Origin of the sequence: Rouxiella sp. S1S-2, assembly GCF_009208105.1 — a bacterium.
Lineage (GTDB): Bacteria > Pseudomonadota > Gammaproteobacteria > Enterobacterales > Enterobacteriaceae > Rouxiella.
In genome coordinates this window covers 4,117,608-4,134,047 of sequence record NZ_WFKL01000001.1, presented here as the reverse complement: position 1 = coordinate 4,134,047, position 16,440 = coordinate 4,117,608, and the positions used below count along the sequence as shown (strand labels likewise).

The following is a 16,440-nucleotide window of genomic DNA, read 5'->3' as shown; positions in this document are numbered from 1 at the left end:
GAAATCCTCCGATTCATTACTATTCGCAAAACTTACTCAAAAATTACATCCGAACGGTAAACGTAACCAGAATCGCATATTGACAGAAATGTTTATGATAATTATTATCATTTTCATTACAAAATAATGTTACATAAAGCCCTGATAAATAACAGGGTATTACTGTGCTTTTTATCTGCAGTTCAGTGGCTGTTTGTTTTTTGAACTGTATTTATTCGCCAGACTGCCTTAATTAGCGAGAAGTATTGCTGAGCATAATAATAATCCTAAACTTCCTAAGGCCTTTTTATGTCTACACATAAGGGAAAGCGTCACCTTAAGACCCTGCTGTCTTTAAGCCTGGTCGCCAGCTCGGTAATGAGCGCCGTTGCAGCGGAAACGGCTAACACTGCACCCGTGGTTAAAAATTCAGATAATAAAGCCGATGCTGGCGACGTCATGACCGTTATCTCTCCAAAAGTGGTGAGAAAGGCCGGTGACGAGACCAGGCTGACGGCGAAAGATATGCAAAAAGACGGCGGTAACGATTTTGGTACCATTATGCGTTACCAGCCATTAATCAGTGCAACAGGCTCGGCGGGCGGTTCATCGGTCGGTAAAAGCGGTTTCGACCGCGGCGGTTATACCGGTTACAACGTGCGCGGTCTGGAATCAAACCGCGTGGCCATCGACGTAGACGGCATTGCCCAACCCAATGCCACGGGCCGACCTTACGTCGGGCGAGCGGGGCAGGACACCTTTGGTATCGGCCGTGACTTTATCGACCCGTATATGTATGGCAACGTCGATATTCAATCGGGTGCAACCCATGTTTCCTACGCCAATACCTCAATCGGCGGCTCGGTTTCTTTCAAACCTAAGTCAGCCGACGACTACCTGAGTGAAAACAAGCACAGCTATTTTGGCTATCAGAGTGACTACGACTCTTCAAACCGCAGCTGGCATAACGGGTTTACCGTGGCCGGTGGCGATCGCGACCTGAGCGGAATTGTGGTACTCAGCCGTCGTGACGGTCAGGAAACCCGCAACAATAGCGGCACGTTGGATGCTTATCCGGCTAACTGGCACTCCGATTCGGTGATGGCATCCGGCACGTGGGCGGCAACCGATACCCATACGCTGACCGGCACCGTTGATCTTTTCACCAAGACTAACCATACCAACTTTGACTCATGGAACACCGCCGGTTCTGCCACTAATGGCACTAACAACCAAACCAGCGAAACCCGTCGTCTGACCGCCAGCCTGCTCGACCATTGGACGCCGTATTCACTGCTGGTGGACACCGTTGATACCAAGCTGTTCTATCAAAAAACGCAGGCCCACGACAACACCTTTGGCCCAAGTTCTACCACCGGTACCAGTCTGGTTCGTACCTTTTCTGACTCCAATACCCATACCTTTGGATTCGATAACAAGATGGCTAAGTCCTGGGGAGTCCATGAATTCCGCTGGGGCCTAAATGGCAACATCTCCGAGACTGACCGTCCGTTCAGCCAGTCGCCCGCGCAGAGTATTTACAGCTACATCATGCCTCCGGCGGCCAACAGTCGTACTTATGTTTTTGGCGCATTTGCCGAAGACACCATGACCTGGGACTTGGCTGGCCACAACTTCTCGGTAGTGCCCGGTTTGAGATTGGCTTATCAGAAGTCTGAGCCACAGGACCTCTCGACGCTGGCCAATAGCTCTCTTTCCGAGTCGGCGCTATCTACGCTCTACAGTTCCAACAGTGATACACAGTTACTGCCTTCACTGGCCTTCATCTACGACATTACGCCGAAGGTGCAGACTTACCTGCAGTACAAACGAGGCGCTCAGTTCCCGGATGCCAGCCAGCTTTATGGTTCATGGAACCTGAGCTCAAGCTATGCTGGCTCGGCGCAGTACGCGTTGATCGGTAACTCCAATCTGAAGACAGAAACCAGCAACAACTATGAGTGGGGCCTTAAGGGCGAGGCGACGGAGGGGATCACCTTTAACCTCAACGCGTTCTATAGCCAATATTCTAACTTTATTGCCTACACCCGCTACACGCGCGCAGGCAGTCCGGGGATTTTCGCCAACATCCCGAGCAACATCTATACCGCGTATGAAGCAGAGAACCGCGATAAAGCCTATATCTACGGCACCAGTCTCAGCGCCAGGTTTAACTTTGGTACCTGGTATCACGAGGTCAACGGCCTGAGTGCACGAATGGCGTTTGGCTATGCGAAGGGCGCGTCCAAGTCGAGCTACAACGGCGATAAATACGTTGATCTCGACAGCGTCCCGCCGATGAAACTGGTGACTGGCCTGGCGTGGGATGACCCATCAGGACTGTATGGCGTGGCAGCAACGGCGACCTTCAACAAAGGGAAACAGGCCACGGCGACTAACCGTCAGACTTACACCAATACCGGTACGGCAATTACTGATTCTTCCACCGAATATGCCCGTATTCCGGGCTATGGCGTTGTTGATTTGACCGGTTACTGGCAGGTTGCTAAAAACGTTAAACTCAGCGGCGGTGTTTATAACCTGACCGACCGTAAATACTGGGATTACTTGAGTACTCGCAACAATGAAATCTCAACGGCTCAGGATAAAGCCGATCTTGCATTGGCGACGATGCCGGGCAGAACCTTCCAACTGGGGGTGAATGTCGATTTCTAATAACGACTAGTATTAAAACTATTAAAAGAAGCCGAGTAATAGTTCGGCTTCTTTTTTAATTCTCTATTTATCATAAAACCCTCAGATACTTAATAATGCCGGAAATGTTTTTTTGGGATTAAATACTATTGTTTAGAATTTCACCTCATCTTAAAGATAATAAGAATGCCCGCGAGATTACTCTCGGTATTCTATAGAACCCTCTTATTTTCAATTTGTTACAATCAGAATATATTGAAGTTCTAATGACACATTCACTTACATATCATTAAATTTCAAAGGATTGCTAAATGAAGAGAAATCACAAGTTTACACTTGTTGCCATAGCAACGATGGCGGCACTGTATGGTACTCAAACGTTTGCCGTGCAAGTGACACCGGAACAATCTGGCCAGTTGAACCCCGTGTTAAAAGGTGAGGCTGAAAGTGTGAGTCGCTATCGCGGAGATCGCATTGAGGGTAAGTTAGGCTGGAAAGAATGGTCCAACGATATGGAAGGGTTAAATGCAAATAGCCCTAAAAATTATAAAGTCTATGAAGTGAAATATACTAACCCAAATGATGAAGAGCCTGTTCGAGTAGGTGAGCTTAATTTAAATAATAAAGGGTTTAATGCGCAGTTAGAAAAAAACGTCCCTTTCAAAGTCAGTGGAAAGAAAGTCGTCGGCATGTATTTTGATGAGTGGGCGTATTGGGAGCGAGCTTTCACTGCTGACTTTGTGCCAGCTAAAAATTTGACACACGTTTATTACGGTTTTGTCGGGATTTGCGATTTCGGCAGTTTACGCCCTGTGAATACCCAACTGCCGGTGACGAATAATAATGGTCTGAAAGCTGAGGGCAACGAGCGCGGTGCCAATATTCTCAAAGCAATGTGTGGCCAGGGCAAATTCCCGTTGTGGAACGGAAGTGAGCAGGACTGGAACGCAGGCCTCGACACGCCAGCCAAGCAGCAGGGCGATTTCAATATCACCAAATACGATCCTCAGGCTTCGCATTTCGGCTTCGATGCCATGAAAAAAATGAAGCAAGTTAATCCTCAATTGAAGGCTATTGTCTCTATTGGTGGCTGGACATTGAGTTCGCCGTTCCATGCGATGGTTGAAACGCAAGCAGGTCGCGATATCTTTGTTAAGTCTGCGATGAAGTTCCTGGCGGATAACCCGTTTGTAGATGGTTTGGATCTTGATTGGGAATTTGTCGGCTTTACTGGTCCGTCAGATATGGGCAATCTGGCCATTCACGGTGTTAAAGAGGAAAGAGCGCGTTATACCTCTTTGGTCAAACAGCTGCGTAAGGCAATGGATGACAAATATGGTACTGGCGAAGGTCGTAAAGAACTGAGTGCTGCGGTAGGCGCCTCACCGGCAAAACTGTCGGCAATCGACTTTAACGCGCTGAAAGATGATTTTGACTACATCAATATCATGTCTTATGACATGTATGGTGCATTTACGCGCAACCCAAGCCATCAGGCCGCAGTCAACGCCAAGCCGCTTGCCGGCGCTTATACCACGCCAGGTTCTAGTACTCTCCTGAAAGATGAAAGCGGCGAAATCATCAAAGATGCCCGCGGTAATACTATCTCTAATGAGCAGGCGATGCGTAACTTCAGTACTGAAGGCGCGATTAAAGCCATTCTGGATAATAACCCTGATTTCCCTGCGGAAAAACTCAATCTGGGTGCTGCCGCCTATAGCCGCGGCTGGCACAGCGTGAGTGTTAAACCCGAACACGACAAACTTTTCTGGCACGGTATTGCCAACGGTACTGAAGTGAGTCGTAAAGGGTTAGGCAGCAACGGGACCTTTGAGAACGGCGTCACCGACTACCGTGAGTTATATGATAACTACGTGAGCAAAAATAAAGACGTGTACTACGATACCCAGGCTGAAGCTGCCTATATCTGGGAACCGATAGCTAAGGTTAATAACAATCCTACCGCTCACGTCGAAAGTTTCGATTCTCAGCGTTCGGTCATTGCCAAAGGTCAGCTGGTCAAAAAATACGGCCTTGGCGGAATGTTTGCCTGGGCGGCGTCTAACGACAACGGCTTAATCCTCAACAGTATGAATGCTGCCGTGTGTAACAAGCTGGATAACGGGAATTACTATAACTTTACCGAAAAATATAATGGTGAAGTTAACACTACCGTGGTGAGTGAGCAAAATGGTATTGCCACTAAAGTTGACGAAGTCATGAACCTCAACCCTGCTGCTTACAAATTCAACGGTGAAACATATTGTGAATCCACCGGAGAAGAAGAAGGGCAAGCACCTACGGCGAAATTGAGTAAAACGTCTATTACCGCCGTTGCTACCCTGACGACGAATTTTGGCTATGCCGTTGAAGGCAGCAGCAACCAGCAAAATGTCAGTTATGCATGGGACAAAGTAGAAGGTGATGCAGGGATAACCCTGAAAAGTAAAAACACGGCAGCTACCCAAGTAGTCGTCAAATCTGGTGTGAAAGACGCCAGTGCGCGCTTCCGTTTGACGGTCACCAGCAAGGATGACAAAAAGCTGAAAAGCGAAGCCTTCGTCAATGTTACGGTCATTGCACCGGCAGTGACCGTAAGCGGTGGCAACAGCATGGCAAGCAATTCACCGCTGACGCTAAAAGCCAAAGCCAACTTTGACAACGGCCAAACTGGCATGCAATACACCTGGAAACTGTCAAAAGACGGACAGGTTGTGGCCAACGGTATTAACCAGAGTGGCAAGATTAAAGCCGGTTTGGAAAAAGGCAATTATACTGCCAGCGTTGAGGCTTACAGCGACAAAGGCCCACGTCGTGCCACATCTGAACATCAGATTAAAGTGACAGCTAATGGAAATGGTCAGGTAAAACCTAATCAGCCGTTTATCGATGGATTAAAGCTGGTTATTACCCCAACCGATAAAGCAAATGCAGTGACCTTCAACGGTGTCACGTCATCAACGGCTGATCCTAAAGGCAACCCGGCCTATAGCTGGACCGTGCCGGCTAATGCGCAAAATCAGACCGGTGGGAAAGTTAAAAAAGGCTTTACTATCAAGAAAACGGATGCTGAACAGCGCCTGAATGTTTCCGTCGAAGTTAAGGTCGGTAAGCTTGATAGAACCCTGACTCAGTCGATTGTTGTGCCAGCGAAAGCGGGCAGTGACGACAACGGCAACGACAACGGCAACGACAACGGCAACGATAATGGCAACGGCCAGGCGCATCCAAAGTTCGAGTTTGGTAAGGCATACAAGGGCGGTGACAAAGTGATGGGCACTGACGGTAGCGTTTACGAATGTAAAGGCTGGCCTGCAACGAACTGGTGCAATGTAGCAAAAGGCACCGCTCAGGAAGTGCATTACACCCCAGGCTCTGGTGTCAACTGGAGCGACGCCTGGATCAAAATATAAGTATAAACAGGTTTAATTAACCTTTTATAACGTCAAAAAGCCATCGGCATGAGTCGATGGCTTTTTTTTGTGCCGTTTTACCTACATCGCAAAAAACTGATAGACCGTAGCCGAACGATAAATTTGACCCGGCTTTATCCAGCAGCTTGGCTGTGGCCAGGTTGAGTGGTTCGGGCTGTCGGGAAGAAACTCACTCTCAAGTGCCACGCCGCTGTAGTTGGCATACTGCCCACCGCTGCGGTTTGGCGTGCCGTTGAGGAAGTTGCCACTGTAAAACTGCAGCGCAGGGGCTGAGGTAAATACCGACATTTTTACTTTTTCATCGCCAGACCAGAGGTGCGCCGCCGGATTGTCATTGGCGTTGCAGGTGGCAAACAGCAGATAGGCGTGGTCGTAGCCCTTGACCCGCTGCTGATCGCGATCCTTGAGGAAATCCTGCGCCAGCGTTTTCGGCGTACGGAAATCCATGCCGGTTTGCTGAACAGAGGTGAGATCCGCACAGGGAATTCCGTCGCTGTCGATCGGCAGAAAACGTTCGGCAAACAGCTGCAGCTTTTGCTTACGTGCGTCGTGACCTTCACCGTCGAGATTGAAATAGGCGTGGTTGGTCAGGTTAACAGGACACAGTTTATCGACCTGCGCCTTGTAGCTGATTTCAAGCCGGTTATCGTCGGTAAGCTGGTAGTGCACTTCCGCCGTTAATTCGCCCGGATACCCCTGATCGCCATCAGGAGAAACCAGCTGAAAGCTGACTTTCTGCTGGGTGTAATTAAGTATTTTCCAACGACGAGCGTTGAAACCCTCAGGCCCGCCGTGCAGCTGATGTACGCCCTGATTGGCGACCAACAGATGCGGTTTACAATCGATTTGAAACTGCGAACGCGCAATACGGTTAGCGTAACGACCTACAGTAGCGCCCAAATAGGCGCTCTGGTTGACGTAGTCTTCCGGCCCCTTGCAACCCAGCAGTAATTCGCGGTTTTCACCGCACGGCAGTGGCAGCACTAATGACAACCAGGTCGCGCCCCAATCCATAAAGGTTGCCGTTGTCCCTGCAGGATTTTTTAGCGTAACCAACTGAAAAGGCGAGCCGTCTGGGGCTCGCTGGGCGTTGACTGGTGTTAACATATGCTGGCACCTTCTGAAGCCTGGCAGACGTAAAATGTTTCTTTAATGCCGGTTTTGGCGTGATATTCATGCGCCACAGTTTTGCGAACCTGCTCGACCAGCTCGCTGGGTATCAGGGCGACAATGCAGCCACCAAACCCCCCGCCGGTCATGCGCACTCCGCCTTGTTCACCAATCACCGATTTAACAATTTCAACCAGAGTATCAATCGGTGGCACGGTGATTTCGAAGTCGTCACGCATTGAGGCATGAGATTCAGCCATCAGCACGCCCATTTTTTTCAGATCACCGTGGCTCAACGCAATGGCGGCGGCTTCGGTTCGGTCATTTTCGGTAATCACGTGGCGAGCACGGCGCGCGGTGAGCGGGTCGAGGCCTTCCTGCTTAGCGGCAAACTGCGCCAAGTCAACGTCACGCAGCGCTTTCACGCCGAAGAAGCGCGCTGCTTCCTCACACTGTTTGCGGCGAGTGTTGTATTCGCTGTCAACCAGGCCGCGTTTTACATTGGAGTTGATAATAACCACAGACGCGTTTTCAGGCATGGAAACGGCTTTGGTTTCCAGCGAACGGCAGTCAATCAGCAGTGCGTGGTTTTCTTTACCCAGCGCCGAAATTAGCTGATCCATAATGCCGCAGTTGCAGCCCACGAACTGGTTTTCGGCTTCCTGACCGTTTAAAGCTAGCTCAACGCCGTCTATCGGCAGGTCATACAGGCTTTTTAACGCCTGACCTACGGCAACTTCAAGCGAGGCCGACGAGCTGAGACCTGCGCCCTGCGGCACATTGCCACTAATAACCATGTCTGCGCCGGAAAAATCCCCGTTGCGCAGCATGAGATGTTTAACCACCCCGCGCACGTAGTTAGCCCACGGCAGCGCGTTGGTGCTAAGGATCGGCTCATCGAGTGAGAACTCATCCTGTTGGTTGTCGTAGTCGGCGGCAATCACGCGAATTGTGCGGTCATTGCGCTGGCCACAGGCAATGACCGTTTCGTAGTCAATCGCGCAGGGCAGAACGAAGCCGTCGTTATAATCAGTGTGCTCGCCAATCAGGTTGACGCGGCCCGGAGCTTTAATCGTGATGGTAGCCGGATAGCCAAATTTTTCTTCAAATATTTTTAATGTTTTGTCTTTTAATTCCATCATTTCACTCCGGCCTCACGATAATGAACATCACTGACTGCACGCAGACGCTCTGCGGCCTGTTCGGCAGTCAAGTCTCTTTGGGTCTCAGCCAGCATTTCATAGCCAACCATAAATTTTCTCACCGTCGCGGAACGCAGCAGCGGCGGATAAAAGTGTGCGTGCAACTGCCAGTGGGAATAGTCACCTTCGCTGAAAGGCGCGCCATGCCACCCCATAGAGTAAGGGAAAGAGCACTGGAACAAATTATCGTAGCGGCTGGTTAGCTTTTTCAGTGCCAGCGCCAAGTCACTGCTTTGCGCCTCGCTCAGCTCGGTAATTCGCAACACTTTCGCTTTCGGAAGCAGCAAGGTTTCGAACGGCCACGCGGCCCAATAAGGGACAACAGCAACCCAGTGCTCAGTTTCGACCACCGTACGGCTGCCGTCGGCCAGCTCGCGTTGCGCATAATCTACCAGCATTGAAGAACCATACTGCGCCAGATACTGACGCTGCAGATGGTCCTCACGCTCGGCTTCGTTGGGTAAAAAACTGTTGGCCCAAATTTGACCGTGCGGGTGCGGGTTTGAACATCCCATCGCCGCACCCTTGTTCTCAAACACCTGAACCCAGGGGTAAGTTTTGCCCAAATCTGCACTCTGTTCCTGCCAGGTGGTGACCACTTTTTCCAAAGCTTCAAGTGAAAGCTGCGGCAGTGTTTTGCTGTGGTCTGGCGAGAAACAGATAACCCGACTGGTACCACGCGCGCTTTGGCAACGCATCAGCTGATCGTCACTCTCTGGGGCAAATGGCGTATCCGGCATCAGCGCGGCAAAATCGTTGGTAAAGACGTGGGTGCCTTGATAGTCAGGATTCACGTCACCGGTCACTCGGGTATTGCCCGGGCACAGGAAACAGTCAGGATCGTGCGCGGGGAGCGTTTCCTGAGACGGTGTTTCCTGCTGGCCCTGCCACGGGCGTTTGGCCCGGTGCGGACTGACCAGTACCCACTGATCGCTCAGTGGATTATAGCGGCGGTGCGGGTGCTCGATTGGGTCAAAACTTGACATTACTTTTCCTTAGTCTGGATAGCCCTGTGGGTTGTTTGATTGCCACAGCCAGGTATCAGCAGCCATATCTTCCAGAGTACGGCTGACTCGCCAATTCAGTTCGTTGGCAGCTTTGGTTGGATCAGCCCAGTAAGCAGGCAGATCGCCAGCGCGGCGTGGTGCAAAGTGATAGTTAACCGGTTTGCCACAGGCGTCGCTGAACGCGTTAACCACTTCCAACACGCTCTTGCCGAGGCCGGCGCCGAGGTTGTAGATGTGTACGCCCGGTTTGTTATGCAGCGTTTTCATGGCGGCCAAATGGCCATCAGCCAGGTCAACCACGTGAATGTAGTCGCGCAGGCAGGTACCGTCCGGTGTGTCGTAGTCATTGCCAAAGATTGACAGCGATTCCCGACGACCCACGGCAACCTGGGCGATAAACGGCATCAGGTTATTTGGGATACCCTGCGGGTCTTCTCCCATCAGGCCTGACGGATGTGCGCCGACTGGGTTGAAGTAGCGCAACAGCGAAATGCTCCAGTTGGGTTCGGCGCGCTGCAGGTCCTGCAGAACTTGTTCGACCATCAGCTTGCTGCGGCCGTACGGACTTGAAGGTGTACCGGTAGGGAAGTCTTCGACGTAAGGCGTTTTGGGCTGATCGCCATAGACGGTTGCCGACGAGCTGAAAATCAGGTTTGTCACGCCCGCTGCGCGCATGGCCTCAACCAGCACCAGAGAGCCGTAAACGTTGTTATCGTAGTATTCCATCGGCTTGTTGACTGATTCGCCAACGGCTTTCAATCCGGCAAAGTGGATAACCGAATGAACATTATGCTCCTGGAAAATTTTGTCCAGCAGGGCGCGATCGCGGATATCGCCCTGATAGAGGAGAGGAGTCTGACCCGTCAGAGTATTAATACGCTCTAAAACGCTGGCTTTGCTGTTGCAAAGATTATCCAGAATGATTGGCGTATAGCCCGCTTTGATTAATTGAACGCAAGTATGACTACCAATGTAACCGCTACCACCGGTAACTAGAACGTACATATCGACTCCTTAAAGGTATTGATGTTGACCACAATATCATGCTGTGGCGCGTAAAAAGGTGATCCATCTTATAAAATGAAATCGCTTACACCCCTTAGTTTACCACCCCAGCAATTTGCGCACCAACGGCCCTGAAGGCCGAGTTTTCATCAACACAAGCCTTATAATACCTTATGTGTAATCGCTTACACCTACTTTTTTTAAATGAAAACTGTCTTATAAGCTTAATTTTAAGATTAAGACTAGGCGGGAGTAGAATGTTCTATCATGAGCTTTCATTCATAAAAGGTGCGTTTAAAATGTACACCGAGGAAACGATTTAATGAGAAATCTGCCGCCGAGTTCCACGCTACGCGCCTTTGAGGTTGCTACTCGACATGCAACATTCACCGCCGCCGCCGAAGAGTTGCACATCACCCAAAGCGCGGTCAGTCATCAATTGAAAAATCTCGAAGATCTCTGGGGATTGCAGCTGTTTCAGCGTGGCAAGTCGTTGAGCCTGACGCCCGCCGGAGCCGCACTCGTGCCGATCGTGCGCGAGTTTTTTAGCAATCTGGAGACCACGCTCACCGATCTGCGAGAGCAAAAAGGAAGGGTCAGGGTTAAGGTCAGTACGACTTACTCCTTCGCGTTAAAATGGTTGCTGCCACGATTGCCAAACCTCTCTCTGCAGCATCCTGAAATTTTGGTTACGCTTGAAACCAGCGACAAGTCGATTAATTTTTCAAACGCGGAGTCTGACGTTGCGATACGGTTTGGCCATGGCAACTATCCGGGCCTGCATGCGGAGTTTATGTTTAGAGAACACATTTTTCCCGTCGCCAGTCCTGCTCTGTTAAATCGCCTTGGAACGCCTGAGATACCGGCAGATTTACTGAGTTACCCACTGCTCACCCGTGACGGTGCCGATTTGGTACCGAAATGGGCGCTGTGGTTTCAACATGTAGGCGTGGCCACCTCCGCACTTAAGGAGAGCGTGAGATTTGCCGACACCAACATGACTATCGAGGCGGCGCTGCTGGGCCAGGGGATCGCATTGGCGCGAAGCGGGCATGTCGAAACTGAACTAGGCGATGGCAGCCTGATCAGACTGTTTGACGTGGCCTTTCCCTCTCCGGTTGCTTACTATTTTGTCTGCCCAAAGGGGACTGAATCGCAGCCGCATATCATCAGCTTTCGACATTGGCTGCAGACAGAATCAAACAACGCGCAACAAGATTATCGATAAGGCATGAGGATTTACTCATGCTTCAATGAGGAGACTTCGCTTTAGTCAAGGCATGCAGTTGCTTACTATGACGTATGCCTATTCCAATCATTTTACTCATACTTTTCGCTGCGCTCTTGCATGCAAGCTGGAATGCGCTTCTGCGCGGTGGAGTCGACAGACTGTGGTCGATGACGGTCATGTGCGTTGCGGTTGCAGTTGCCAGCGCCATTATCGCGATTTTCCTGGCGCCGCCGGCCAAAGCCAGCTGGACATATGCCGTACTGTCAGCGGTGCTGCACGTTGGCTATAACCTGTTTCTCGTCAGGAGCTATAAAGCGGGAGACCTCGGACAAACGTATCCGATTTCACGAGGTTCTTCTCCGATCCTGATTACCTTTGCGGCCGCGGTTTTCGCCGGAGAAAAAGTGGGTGTCAATGCTCTGCTCGGCATTGTTCTGGTGTCGGGAGGCATTATTTCCCTGGCCTTCAAAGGGCGAAAACTTGCGGTGCCGAGTCTGCCCTATGCGCTGGGGACCGGATGTTTCATTGCCGCTTACAGCGTGGCAGACGGTATCGGCGTGCGCCTGTCTGGTGATCCGATGGCCTATACGGTTTGGATGAGTGCGCTGTGGGGCGTGTTGATGCCTCCGGTCTATATCTTTTTACGCGGCGCCAAAAGTTTATTCACGCTGCGGCCCGGTTTTATCATCGCTTTCATCGGTGGACTGGTCTCTCTTATGGCCTACGGCATCATCATCTACGCCATGTCTCGCGTGCCAATGGGAGCCGTTTCGGCACTGCGTGAAACCAGTGTGTTATTTGCGGCATTGATAGGCTATTTTTTCCTCGGTGAAACGCTGACTGTGCGAAAAATCGTGGCCTGTACCGTTATTGTCATCGGTATTATCGTCATAGGCTGAAAGGCCGGTGAATGACCATCAAGACAGGAGATATGAAGATGAAATCTGAAAATCCAACCGTCGCACTCATTGGGCCGGGGGCAATCGGCACAACTATCGCGGCGGCACTGCATGAGGTTGGGCGCACGCCTATTATATGCGGGCGCTCGGCTCATAGCCGTCTGGAATTGCGCTTTGAGGGGGGCAGCGTCGTTGTACCGGGGCCGGTGCAAACTTCGCCGACTGAAATTAAGAGCAGCGTCGACCTGGTTTTTGTCGCGGTCAAATCCACACAAATAGAGGCAATAGCACCGTGGCTTACCGCATTATGCAGTGCAAATACGGTGGTCTGCGTGCTGCAAAACGGTGTTGAGCAACAGACGCTGGTCGCCCCGTATGTGTCCGGCAGCCCGATATTGCCCGCAGTCGTATGGTTTCCTGCGCAACGCGAACCTGATGCCTCGGTGTGGTTACGTGCCAAACCGCGTCTAACGTTGCCTGATACCGCCGAAGCCCGCAGGGTGCTTGACGCATTACACGGCACTCGCTGTGCAGTGGATCTTGCGGCGGACTTCACGTCTATCGCATGGCGCAAGTTGCTGCAGAATGCGGTTGCCGGTTTAATGGTGCTTTCAGGACGTCGAGCGGGAATGTATTCCCGGGCTGACATTACCGCGTTATCGCAGGCCTACCTGCGCGAGTGCCTGACAGTTGCGCGTGCCGAGGGCGCGATACTGGGCGACGAAATCCCACAGGAGATTATCGATGGATTTCAGCGCGCCCCCGCCGATTTAGGTACCTCAATCCTTGCCGACAGGGTGGCAGGTTTTCCTCTCGAATGGGATATTCGCAACGGCGTGGTGCAGCGAATGGGGCGAGCGCACGGTATTCCCACGCCCATCAGCGACGTCGTGGTGCCACTTCTCGCTGCTGCTAGCGATGGGCCAGGCTAAAAGCCGTTATTTTCTGCCGCTGGCATGCGCTAAAGAGGCAGTGTGGTCATTGAGGGCATCAATCTGATAGTGATAAATCTCCCCATCGGGTACAAAACTTAAGCGATGGGTAATACACTGCGGGGCATCTTCAGCATGATGAGAAACGAACAGCAGTTGAGTGTTTCCCTCGCCAATCAGCACGTCAATCCAGCGGCGTACCAGTTGACGATTGATCGGGTCGAGGCCCTGCAGAGGTTCGTCGAGGATAAGCAATGCCGGATGCTTCACCAGCGCGCGAGCAATCAGCGCCAGACGCTGCTGCCCCCACGACAAACTGTGGAAAGGTGTATCGGCGGTGCTGCCGCCGAGGCCCAGCAGGTCAAGCCATTGGGTGGTCAACTGTTGCTGGCGGTCGGACACGGCCTGATAAATACCAATCGAGTCAAAGAATCCCGATAAAATTACGTTACGTACGCTGGAGCTCACGCGGTAGTCAAGATGCAGACTGCTGCTGACATAGCCGATGTGGCGCTTGATGTCCCAGATGGTTTCTCCACTGCCGCGACGACGACCAAACAGCGTCAAGTCGTTGCTGTAGCCCTGCGCGTGGTCACCGGTAATCAGGCTGAGCAGGGTGGATTTCCCTGCGCCGTTCTGCCCCACGATTTGCCAGTGCTGTCCCGGCTCAACCTGCCAGGTCAACCCGTGTAGAATCGGCTTGTCGTTGTATTCCACCACACCGTTGCGCAGCACGATAAGCGGCTGGTCCTGCGGCGGAGAAACGTTTTGTGTCGGATCTTCATTTTCGGGAAGCTGCATGCCGTCGAGCGTTTCACTGTGCGCCAACTGGGCAATCAGCGCTTCACGCAGCACCTGCTCGCGCGGGCCGACGGAGGCCAGCGTGCAGTCTGCCAGTACGCCAACGTGTTGAACAAAATCAGGAATATCATCAAAACGGTTTAACACCAGCACCATTGTTTGGCCGTGAGCAGCCAGTTCTTCAAGCATGGTGGCTAACTGCTGGCGGGCGTTAACGTCCAGCCCGTCGAAAGGCTCGTCTAGTACCAGCAGGTCTGGTTGCTGCATTAGAATCTGACAGAGCAGCGTCTTGCGCGTTTCGCCGGTAGAAAGATACTTGAAGCGGCGCGTGAGCAGGTGAGCAATCCCAAACTGTGCGGCCAGTTTTTCGCAGCGCGCGGTGTCCTGCACCTGTTCCTGAATAATTTCAGCCGTGGTGCGGCCAGTATCATCTTCATCAGCGCTGAGCAGGTCAGTGTTGTTGCGCTGCCATTCATCGGAGACCAATTTCTGTAACTGCTCGAAGGAGAGGCGCACCACGCGTGAAAAATCGCTATGACGCTCGCCGTTTAACAGCACAAGGTTGCCAGCAATCGCCCGCGCCAATGCCGATTTTCCGCTGCCGTTAGATCCGACAAATGCCCACGACTCGCCCTGATTCAGGTTGAGTTCATCCAGCGATAAAGTGCGCGTATCGCTGAGTCGGAAAATGGCCTGTGAAATAGTTAATGATGACATTTTGCTCCAGCCTGTCTTGTGACGTGGGGGAAGCCCGTTTCAGGCAGTGCCCCGAATATTCTGGTTAATGACGAATCCTTAAGGTTTTTAGGGATAAGCTCATCACCGGAGCAAGTCAATTGACAAATCTGCAAGCTGTCAGCGCTTAAAATGCAAGATACTGAATAAAAATGATTTATTAGCAGAGTGTGGCGATAATCACTTTGTCGGCATCGAACTGTGCGAACACCTCGGCGCCTTGCGCTAATGCCATTTCTTCAAGTTGTGCAGTGGGAACGGTGGCACACAGTATCTCACCCGCGTTCAACGCGATCAGCACTTCGCTGTTGTCGTGAGCCAACTGAATGCTGTGCACTTTTCCGGCCAGCGCATTGTCCGCATTGGTGGCCTGATAGCTCAGCGTTATCCACGGTGCTTTGATTAAGGCCAGGATCTCTTTGCCGGGCAGCAGAGAAAGACGATCGGCGCTTTGCTGGGTGAGCGCGGCGCGAATGCGCGTTTTTCCATCGGTCAGCAAGACGTTGATATGCTGTTGGACTTCTTCATTATCGCGCTCAATGACAGTGCCAAAAAGTTGGTTTCTGGCGCTGGTCTGTAGAGAGAATCGCGAAATCGCAGCCAGTAAACTGTCGAGCGGCAGGCCGTCGTCTTTGAGTACGTCAAAGGCCTTTTGCTGGATCTGCGCCAGCAGGTCATAGAGTTGTATCAAACGCTCGCCGTAGCGAGTCAATATCGCACCGCCGCCGCCTTTGCCGCCAGTGTTGCGCTCGACTAACGTTTGGTCAGCCAATTGGTTCATCTCATTAATAGCGTCCCAGGCACTTTTGTAACTGATGCCAGCCAGTTTGGCGCCCTGACTAATCGAACCGGTAATCTTTACCTGCTTGAGCAGCTCGATGCGGCGAGGATCGGCAAAAAGTCGCTGCTGCAATTTTAATGTGAGGAGGATTTCAGCTTGCATAAAATAGGGGTCCAGTCTCGGCGAAGGCAAAAGTCATGCGGTTAGGCATAACTTGATAATTGAGTATTGTCGCCGATCGTCGGGATTTCTCAAACCGCCGATGCCGCGCAAAAGCCGCTAGTTTGCGTCCAGTTGGCGAAAAGCTAAAGTAATTCCTAAGATTCACTGTTAAGATTGGTAACAGATTTTTGCTTTCGCCCTTGTGCGATTTAAGTCAACAGAGTGAGGCCATCATGTTAGAACTATTAGAGAGTTTGCTTTTCGCGGTAATAATGGTGCCTATCTTTATCGCCGTTGTTCTGGGTTTAATTTACGGTATGGGCGAGTTATTTAACGTCATTTCCAAAGTTGGCCACCCGAAAGAATCTCGCAACGAGCCTAGAGCGTAAGCCTTTCACGTTCGTTTGCCACAGCCCGACCTTTGCGTCGGGTTTTTTTTGCCTAAATTTTGATGCAGATGTTTATGTAACTGAGTGTTTCTACGCTATATTGCACCTTATACAACGG

12 protein-coding genes are annotated in these 16,440 nt (G+C 51.4%); 6 read left to right on the top strand and 6 right to left on the bottom strand.

Translation table 11 applies throughout. From position 1 onward, the window contains the following. The first annotated feature begins 288 nt into the window (after positions 1-288). Both GA565_RS18925 and GA565_RS18920 read left to right on the top strand, forming a co-directional pair. Positions 289-2,655 carry a TonB-dependent receptor domain-containing protein gene (locus GA565_RS18925; protein ID WP_152200080.1) on the top strand — a complete coding sequence of 789 codons (2,367 nt, stop codon included), beginning with the start codon at positions 289-291 and terminating at the stop codon, positions 2,653-2,655. A gap of 290 nt (positions 2,656-2,945) precedes the next feature. Beyond that, positions 2,946-6,047: a glycosyl hydrolase family 18 protein gene (locus GA565_RS18920; protein WP_152200078.1), complete on the top strand. Its 3,102-nt coding sequence runs from the start codon at positions 2,946-2,948 to the stop codon at positions 6,045-6,047. A gap of 81 nt (positions 6,048-6,128) precedes the next feature. Here the strand turns inward: GA565_RS18920 and galM are convergent, their stop codons facing one another. The 4 genes from galM to galE are packed head-to-tail and all read right to left on the bottom strand — an operon-like array spanning position 6,129 to position 10,392. Next, positions 6,129-7,175, bottom strand: a complete 1,047-nt coding sequence (gene galM / locus GA565_RS18915; protein WP_152200076.1) for a galactose-1-epimerase — start codon at positions 7,173-7,175, stop codon at positions 6,129-6,131. Continuing rightward, positions 7,169-8,317, bottom strand: coding sequence for a galactokinase (gene galK, locus GA565_RS18910; protein ID WP_152201624.1), 1,149 nt, complete (start codon positions 8,315-8,317; stop codon positions 7,169-7,171). Before galK ends, galM begins: the two co-directional genes overlap by 7 nt. Then, on the bottom strand, positions 8,317-9,366 hold the full coding sequence (galT, locus tag GA565_RS18905) for a galactose-1-phosphate uridylyltransferase (RefSeq protein ID WP_152200075.1): 1,050 nt from the start codon (positions 9,364-9,366) through the stop codon (positions 8,317-8,319). Before galT ends, galK begins: the two co-directional genes overlap by 1 nt. Before the next feature lie 9 nt (positions 9,367-9,375). Next, complete coding sequence (gene galE, locus GA565_RS18900; protein ID WP_152200073.1) at positions 9,376-10,392, bottom strand: UDP-glucose 4-epimerase GalE; 1,017 nt, start codon at positions 10,390-10,392, stop codon at positions 9,376-9,378. Between the two features lie 322 nt (positions 10,393-10,714). Between galE and gcvA the strand changes: the two genes are divergently transcribed. From gcvA to GA565_RS18885, 3 genes are all read left to right on the top strand, one after another. Beyond that, a complete protein-coding gene (gene gcvA / locus GA565_RS18895; protein ID WP_152200071.1) occupies positions 10,715-11,620 on the top strand; it encodes a transcriptional regulator GcvA in 906 nt (301 codons plus the stop codon). Between the two features lie 74 nt (positions 11,621-11,694). After that, a complete protein-coding gene (locus tag GA565_RS18890) occupies positions 11,695-12,522 on the top strand; it encodes a DMT family transporter (RefSeq protein WP_152200069.1) in 828 nt (275 codons plus the stop codon). A gap of 38 nt (positions 12,523-12,560) precedes the next feature. Beyond that, positions 12,561-13,454 carry an oxidoreductase gene (locus GA565_RS18885; protein ID WP_152200067.1) on the top strand — a complete coding sequence of 298 codons (894 nt, stop codon included), beginning with the start codon at positions 12,561-12,563 and terminating at the stop codon, positions 13,452-13,454. 6 nt (positions 13,455-13,460) lie between these two features. On the opposite strand, the gene modF is transcribed toward GA565_RS18885, so the two are convergent. Together modF and modE are read right to left on the bottom strand one after the other, a co-directional pair. Then, the gene (modF, locus tag GA565_RS18880) at positions 13,461-14,972 is read right to left on the bottom strand and encodes a molybdate ABC transporter ATP-binding protein ModF (RefSeq protein WP_152200065.1); all 1,512 of its coding nucleotides are present in this window, start codon (positions 14,970-14,972) and stop codon (positions 13,461-13,463) included. 178 nt (positions 14,973-15,150) lie between these two features. Then, positions 15,151-15,933: a molybdenum-dependent transcriptional regulator gene (modE, locus tag GA565_RS18875; RefSeq protein ID WP_152200064.1), complete on the bottom strand. Its 783-nt coding sequence runs from the start codon at positions 15,931-15,933 to the stop codon at positions 15,151-15,153. 233 nt (positions 15,934-16,166) lie between these two features. Here modE and GA565_RS18870 point away from each other — a divergent pair, with 233 nt between their 5' ends. Continuing rightward, positions 16,167-16,322, top strand: a complete 156-nt coding sequence (locus GA565_RS18870) for an AcrZ family multidrug efflux pump-associated protein (protein WP_072156453.1) — start codon at positions 16,167-16,169, stop codon at positions 16,320-16,322. The last annotated feature ends 118 nt before the right edge of the window (positions 16,323-16,440 follow it).